The following is a 7,125-nucleotide window of genomic DNA, read 5'->3' as shown; positions in this document are numbered from 1 at the left end:
GGCGGGCCGTTTCCCATCTCGATTGCGCGACGTCCCGCCCGGGCGCATCCGGTTTTGTTGCGGCGGCGCAGCCCGTGGTATGCTCAAGAGGTGGGAGAAAGCTATTCCGCCACGTTGTGGTTTTCCGCTTCATGCGCCGCGTAGGTACAATGACTGGAGCATCTGTAGATGAACGGCGATTATGAACGATTGCGGCTGGGTTTCCTACACTTGGCGGTAGAGGCAACGGGTCGGTCGGTTCTTGCGGCGGCGAGGGGCTCCTGCCTGCTGGCTGCGGCCATGCTGTCCGCGGCGGCCCTGGCGCAGGAGACCGAGTTCGCGCCCGTGCCCGAGCCCCCGGAGTTGCCGCCCGCGGTGCAGAGCGGCCAGCCTCTGGAACCGGAGATCACCATCGTTCGCCGCAAAGACGCGACCCTGGCGGAATACCGGGTTAACGGCCTGCTTTACATGATTGAAGTGCGCCCGGCATCGGGGCCCTCTTATTACCTGCTGGACGACGATGGAGATGGCCACATGGACACGCGCATAGATACGATCGCCGATGTGAAGGTCCCGCAGTGGGTACTGTTCAGCTGGTGAAGACGCTGCCCGGCGCCCCGCCGCCCGCGCTCTTCCCCGCCCCTTCCGGGGAGCGATAGTCCGCGGGCCTTCGGCTCCTCCCGCCGCGCTGTTTCGGCCCCCCCTGCGATGTCGGTTTATACGGCTGTCTCCCTCGACCAGCTGGCCGGGTTCCTGAAAAAATACGACATCGGAGAGGCACTGGCCCTGCGCGGGATCAGCGACGGCATAGAGAATACGAATTACTACCTGAGCACCGCACGGGGGAAGTACGTGCTGACCTTGTTCGAGACCCTGCGGCTCTCGGAATTGCCTTACTTCCTCGACTTGATGGCGTTCTTTTCCGAACGCGGCATACCCAGCGCCCGCCCGGTCGCCGACCGCCGGGGAGGATACCTGAACGAACTGAACGGCAAGCCCGCCGCGATCGTACACCGCCTGGAAGGGGCCAGCGTGAAATCTCCGGGCCCCCGGCACTGCGCCGAAGTCGGGCGCTGCCTCGGCAGGCTGCATATCCAGGCCCCCGGGTTCTCCTTGCGCCGCGCCCCCCAGCGGGACCGGGCCTGGTGGCGGGAAATGCGGCGCCGCGTGTCTCCCATGTTGCCGGCGCGGGACCGGCGCCTGTTGCAGGAAGAGCTGACGTATCAGGACCGGCACGATTTCCGGGATGCGCCCAGCGGCGTGATCCATGCCGACCTGTTTCGGGACAACGTGCTGTTTCGGGGGAACACGCTCACCGGCATCCTCGATTTCTACTACGCATGCAACTGGCCTTTTGTGTACGACCTCGCCGTCGCGCTCAACGACTGGTGCAATGCCGGGGCAGACTACCGGGAAAGCACGGCTGCGCTCATGGGGGGATACCTGGAAGAGCGGCAGCTGTCCCGGCGCGAACTCGAGCTGCTGCCCTCCGTGTTGCGCGCGGCCGCGCTGCGCTTCTGGCTGTCGCGCCTGGAGGACAAGTTCTTCCCGCGCTGCGGCGAGATGACGCACATCAAGAACCCGGACGAATTCCGCGACATCCTGCGGCGCAACATTCGCCTTTCGGAAGAAGGGCCCGGCGCGCTCTGGCCAGCCCCTGCGGCGTAGGCCGCGCGGCCCGGCGCCAGGCCGGTCAGAGCAGCAGTATCGTTCCCAGCCCCAGGAACGACAGGAAGCCGAAGATGTCGGTGACCGTGGTCAGCACGACGCCGCCGGCAATGGCCGGGTCAATCCCGGAGCGCCGCAGCATGAAAGGGATCGCGACCCCGGCCCCCGCCGCGACGATCAGGTTGAAAAAAAGAGCGGCGCCGAATACCAGCCCCAACTCCATGCTGCCGAACCATGCCCTGGCGACGGCCGCGACGACGACGGTCCAGGCCAGGCCGTTCAGGAGCCCTACCGCCAGTTCCTTGTAGAGCAGCAACCGGGCATTCGCCCTGCCGAGGTGTCCCAGCGCCAGACCGCGTATGGTAACCGTCAGCGTCTGGCTGCCGGCAATGCCGCCCATGCTGGCCACCACGGGCATCAGCACCGCCAGCGCGACCAGCTTTTCTATGCTGGTCTGGAACCAATCTATTACCCAGGCGGCCAGGAAGGCGGTCAGCAGATTGATGCCCAGCCAGAAAAAACGGCTGCGGGCGCTGGCCAGGACCGGGGCGAACAGATTCTTCTCTTCTTCCTTAAGCCCCGCCATGCTCATCACGGCCCGGCCCGCCTGCTTGTGGATGACGTCCACCACATCGTCCACCGTGATTCTTCCGAGCAGGATGCCTCCGGCATCCACGACCGGCGCGGATACCAGGTCGAACTCGGTGAAGAGCCGCGCCACTTCGCGGGCGGGCATATCGGCGGGGATCGCCCTCCCCGTGCTGTCCATGCACTCGGCGACGCTCAACTCCGCCTCCTTGGTCAATACGCTGGCCAGGGACAAGAGGCCCATGTAACGGTGCTCCTTGTCCACCACGATCAAGCTGTCCGTGCCTTCCGGGACCTGGCGCAATTTGCGCAGATAGCGGCCCACCGCCTCCAGGCTCACGTCGGCCCGCACGGTGATGACGTCGGTGTTCATCAACCCGCCCGCCTGGTCCTCGGGATAGGCGAGTACGGAGACCAGCTGCTCCCGGGGCTGTCGGTCCATGAGCAGCAGGACGCGGTCGGCGTCTTCCCGCGGCAGATCCTGCAGGATGTCCGCCACGTCGTCCGTGGCCAGGGTGCCCGCAAGTTCGGCAATGCGCCGGGCGTCCATCCCGGTCAGCAGTCCGGCCCGCACGTGATCCTCCAGGCCGGCAAGGATTTCCCCCTGCCGCTCCATGGGCACCGTGTCCCATGCCTGGCCGCGCTCCCCTCCGGGCAGCCCTTCCAGCAGGCGGGCGATTTCGGGAGACGGCATAGCGGCCAGCACCGCGCGGGCGCGCTCCGGTTTTTCGTCCTGCAGGGCCTGGCGCAGCTCGTCTATCTGCTGTTGCAGGATTTCCTGTTCGTCGGGCATGGCGCCGCTTGCGTCGGGAGTCTTGGGCATGGGCGTATCATATATATTTTTGCTCTGGGCGGTTGCTGTGCGGTTGCTGACCGGGGCCGAAGAGCGAAATGCTTGCTGCCTGGCGAATGGGATTTACAATGGTTTTGCAGGAGTCTGTCTTTACGTGAATCAGGAATTCGTCATGCTGGCAGGCGGGTTCGCTTTTCTGCTGGGCGGCGTTTTTTTCTTGTTGGGCGCCCTCGCCAATCGGAGCGGGCGCGTTGACAAAATGATCGCCTTTTTTGCAGTAGCGGGAGCGCTCCTTCTCTCAGCCACGGGAATCTATCTTTACGCGAATCGGGAACTCCTCATGCTGGCGGGCGGGTTCGCTTTTTTGCTGGGCGGCGTTTTTTTCTTGTTGGGCGCCCTCGCCCAGCGGCGATAACCGCTTCGTCGGCAGGGATTTCCCCCGGGCATTCCGTGGGCGCTGCGCCTTTCTCCCGCCGCTCGGATACGCCCATCTCCGCCGCCGCTTGCCCCTGCCTGAGCCCTGCCGACTCGACCCGCTCGAGAATCGCCAGACGGACGATTTCCCGTGACTACATCGTCCAAATCTCCTGTGTCATGGCATCTCCTGGCCCGAGGGCCGCGTAAATGCCGTATTGTCAACGAAAGGCCCCGCCCGGAAACACAGCAATAGGACATTACTGCCTGGGGCTTACATGCCGGACAGTCGAATTGACTGCCCTGCTCTGTATGCTTACAATATCCGGGCAATCCGCAGCGTTTCTATGGCTTTGAAGGGCAGCGCCTAATCTTTTAGCGTCATTATTGTACTCAAGGAGGAAACGATATGGCCACGATGCTAAATGACGAGAATATTAAAAAACTATTCGGGACGGTTATTGCTAATGCGGATGAAAATTGCCTGCGGCCGAATTCTTATGTGCTCAGGCTTGGAAAAGCGGGGGAGTTTCTGAATACGGAAAAGATTTTCAAAATTGGAAAGAACCAAGGGATAAAAATACCGCCGAGTTATTCCGTTGGCATCACGGCTTTAGAAGATATTGATTTCAGCCGCGAGACAGTGCATAAAATTTTTCCTGGGCATGATCTTCATGCGCTGATCAGCCCTACGACAGACTTGTCTCGGGAAGGTATCGTTGCGCCAGCTACTCAGGTGGATGCCGGATATCGCGGCACCTTGAATTGGACTCTTACGAATAACTCAAGCAAAGAAGCGAGTTTCACATACGGGGAAAAAATTTACCGCATGACAATCTTCAAATTGGAAGAAGGGGAGACCCCCGATGCGATCTATTCTGGCGATTATCAAGACCAGCGTGGGTATGTGGGCTCGCGTCGCAAAGGGGCGCCTGTTGGGATGAAAGATTCTCAGTGGATACGCGCTTTCGCAAAAGAGGGCCCTGAGGTCATACTGGAACAACTGATCAACTCTGGGTATCCGTGGAGTGCTCTGGGGACTCGCCTTAAGGAGATAGATCAGAAATTCGAGACCGTTACCGAAGAATACTCGAAATTGGACGACTCTATCGGGAGGTTGGAAGATAAGGTAAATCGAATCGGCAAAATGCAAGAAGATATACGGAAAGATATCCGGGAAATAATTCGGGCAGAAATCCGAGAGCAGGCAAGCGATATTCAAAATAGAGGCATTATTAAGATCATTACCATTTTCTTAGGTTTCCTGGGTATTATTATTGCTGCCCTCTCAAGCGAACGTATGATTCGGCTATTGAATGAATATGGCGGCATCATCGGCGTCAGTTTTATATTGCTAGCATTAGGAATTGCCTTTCTTACAAGCCGGAACACCTGAGGAAGGCCCGAACGCCGTTTAATCAGAGCATTCTATATGTTTGGGCCTGGGTTCGAATTTTACATGCCCGGCCGCCCCGAAAAAGATAGAATAATGCAGGAAGGGGCGTTGCCGGAGTTGCAGCCGGAGTTGCAAAATTTGCTCCTCGACTCCCAGCTCCGCGCTTCCTGCGCCGGGCGGCGGCGAATGGAATGTCTGAATGTCTTACGGCGAAGCGGATACCCGAGCGAAACTGATTGACCCTGCGCTGCACCGGCGCGGGTGGAGCGAGGACTGCATTCGCCGCGAGCAAACGCCCGGCGCGATCGAACTGGTCGGCAAGACGGCGCGCAGGCGGCGGCGCAAGCGCACCGACTACCTGCTGCGCCTGAAAACCGCCGGCGGCGGCCAGCCGGTGGCGGTGGCGCTGTTGGAGGCGAAGCCGGAAAGCGCGTCGCCGGACAGCGGGCTGGAGCAGGTGAAGAAATACCGCCCGCTGTTTCATGTGCCGTTCGTATTCTCCTGCAACGGGCATTTGTTCGTGGAATACGACCACTTCACTGGCAAAACCAGCAGGGCGAAGCCCATGGAACAATTCCCCAAGCCGGAAGCGCTGCGCCGCCGTTATGAAGCGGGCATGAACTTCAGCCTGGAAGACGAAGCGGCCAAACCGTTGCTGACGCCCTACCACGGCGGCGAAGGAAGCCGGCGCTACTACCAGGACGCCGCCATCCGCGCCGCGCTGGAAAAAATCGCGCGCAGTGAAAAACAAGGTGAGGCAAAACGCATCCTGCTCAGCCTGGCCACCGGTACCGGCAAGACCTTCATCGCCGTGAACCTGCTCAAGCGCATTGCCGACGCCGGGCAACTTAAGCGCGCCTTGTTCCTCTGCGATCGCAACGAACTGCGCGCCCAGGCCAACGCCGCATTCAACAACGTCTTCGGCAGCGATGCGGCAGTTGCCGAGCGCACCGCCGACGGCGCGAACGCAGCCAAAAACGCCCGTGTGCATATCGCCACCTACCAGACCCTGGGCGTGGATACGGAAGAAGGCGATGCGAGTTTCCTCAGCGAGCACTACCCGCCCGATCATTTCAGCCACATCGTCATTGACGAGTGCCACCGTTCGGCGTGGAACAAGTGGTCGGAGGTGCTGAAGCGCAACCCCGGCGCGGCGCATGTCGGCCTCACTGCTACCCCGCGCATCGTCACCGGCCGCGGCGTTGAAGGGCGGCTGGACAGGGAAATCACCGCCAATAACCGGGATTACTTCGGTGAACCGGTTTACGAATACGGCATCGTCCAGGGGACCGAAGACGGTTATCTGGCCGCCTGCGCGATCCGCAAGGGAAGCGTCAGCCTGGATCAGCGGGAAATCCCCGGTGATGAAGTTATGGAGCACAAGCCGCGCCATCCGGTTACCGGCAAACCGCTTGGCCCTGATGACTTGGAGGAGATTTACAACCACCATTGCTACGAAGCCACTCTCATGCTGCCCGACCGGGTCGGGGCCATGTGCGCCGACTTGTTCAACGCCCTGCTGCAAAGCGGCGGCCCGGAACAGAAGAGCATCATCTTCTGTGTCCGCGACTCGCACGCCGATGCGGTGGCCGCGGAAATGAACAACCTCTACGCCGACTGGTGCCAAAAAAACAACCGGGCGCGCAAAGAGCCTTACGCCTTCAAATGCACCGCCTCCGCCGACGGCAACAATGAGTTGCCCGATTTGCGCAACGCATCGGGGCATCATTTCGTCGCCGCCACGGTGGACCTGCTGAGCACAGGCGTGGATGTCCCATGCATCGGCAACATTGCCTTCTTCCGCTATATCCGCTCGCCGATCAGTCTGTATCAGATGATCGGACGCGGCACGCGCATTCACGAGGGGAGCGGCAAATTGATGTTCACCATCCACGACTACACCGACGCCACCGACCTGCTCGGCCGGGACTTAAAAACGCCGCCGCCGAGACAATCCGCCGCCGGCGACACGGGCGAGACCGAACCGCCGTCGCTTGTGGAAGCGGAAGGCTTTCAGGTGTATGTGTCCCACATCGGCAGTTATGTACTGGTGGAGGAAAACGGCAGAGAAACGCGCCTGCCCATGGAAGAATACCTGCGCCGCTTTGCCCAACGCCTGACTGAGGAAACCCCCACGCTGGACGAACTCCGCCGCCGCTGGGTAGCGCCGCAGGATCGCCGTGCGCTGCTGGAAAGACTGCGCGCCGGCGGCTGCTCGGCGGCAGTTGTGCGACTGTTGCGGCAGATGGAGGACTACGACCTCTACGACATCCTCGCCGACCTCGGC

General features: G+C 61.1%; 6 protein-coding genes. 5 read left to right on the top strand and 1 reads right to left on the bottom strand.

The window, feature by feature from the left end; all coding sequences use genetic code 11:
* Positions 1-168 precede the first annotated feature (168 nt).
* A complete protein-coding gene (locus OXU43_05705) occupies positions 169-579 on the top strand; it encodes a DUF2782 domain-containing protein (GenBank protein ID MDD9824647.1) in 411 nt (136 codons plus the stop codon).
* A 108-nt stretch (positions 580-687) separates the two neighbouring features.
* A complete protein-coding gene (locus OXU43_05700) occupies positions 688-1,647 on the top strand; it encodes a homoserine kinase (protein MDD9824646.1) in 960 nt (319 codons plus the stop codon).
* A 25-nt stretch (positions 1,648-1,672) separates the two neighbouring features.
* Here the strand turns inward: OXU43_05700 and mgtE are convergent, their stop codons facing one another.
* The gene (mgtE, locus tag OXU43_05695) at positions 1,673-3,058 is read right to left on the bottom strand and encodes a magnesium transporter (GenBank protein MDD9824645.1); all 1,386 of its coding nucleotides are present in this window, start codon (positions 3,056-3,058) and stop codon (positions 1,673-1,675) included.
* A 37-nt stretch (positions 3,059-3,095) separates the two neighbouring features.
* Here mgtE and OXU43_05690 point away from each other — a divergent pair, with 37 nt between their 5' ends.
* The 3 genes from OXU43_05690 to OXU43_05680 all read left to right on the top strand — a co-directional run.
* Positions 3,096-3,443, top strand: coding sequence for a hypothetical protein (locus OXU43_05690; protein ID MDD9824644.1), 348 nt, complete (start codon positions 3,096-3,098; stop codon positions 3,441-3,443).
* Between the two features lie 408 nt (positions 3,444-3,851).
* On the top strand, positions 3,852-4,838 hold the full coding sequence (locus tag OXU43_05685) for a hypothetical protein (GenBank protein MDD9824643.1): 987 nt from the start codon (positions 3,852-3,854) through the stop codon (positions 4,836-4,838).
* Positions 4,839-5,037: 199 nt separating this feature from the next.
* Positions 5,038-7,125 (top strand): DEAD/DEAH box helicase family protein (locus tag OXU43_05680; protein MDD9824642.1); only part of this gene is annotated, 2,088 nt, incomplete at its 3' end.

Source organism: Gammaproteobacteria bacterium (genome assembly GCA_028817255.1).
GTDB classification, from domain to species: domain Bacteria; phylum Pseudomonadota; class Gammaproteobacteria; order Porifericomitales; family Porifericomitaceae; genus Porifericomes; species Porifericomes azotivorans.
Note: the sequence above shows the minus strand (reverse complement) of the source record. Positions and strands in the feature narration are given on the sequence as shown.

Bases quoted from the DNA above. Each gene is read 5' to 3' on its own strand.
- OXU43_05705 (MDD9824647.1), top strand. From the start codon at position 169: ATGAACGGCGATTATGAACGATTGCGGCTGGGTTTCCTACACTTGGCG.
- OXU43_05700 (MDD9824646.1), top strand. From the start codon at position 688: ATGTCGGTTTATACGGCTGTCTCCCTCGACCAGCTGGCCGGGTTCCTG.
- mgtE (MDD9824645.1), bottom strand. From the start codon at position 3,058: ATGCCCAAGACTCCCGACGCAAGCGGCGCCATGCCCGACGAACAGGAA.
- OXU43_05685 (MDD9824643.1), top strand. From the start codon at position 3,852: ATGGCCACGATGCTAAATGACGAGAATATTAAAAAACTATTCGGGACG.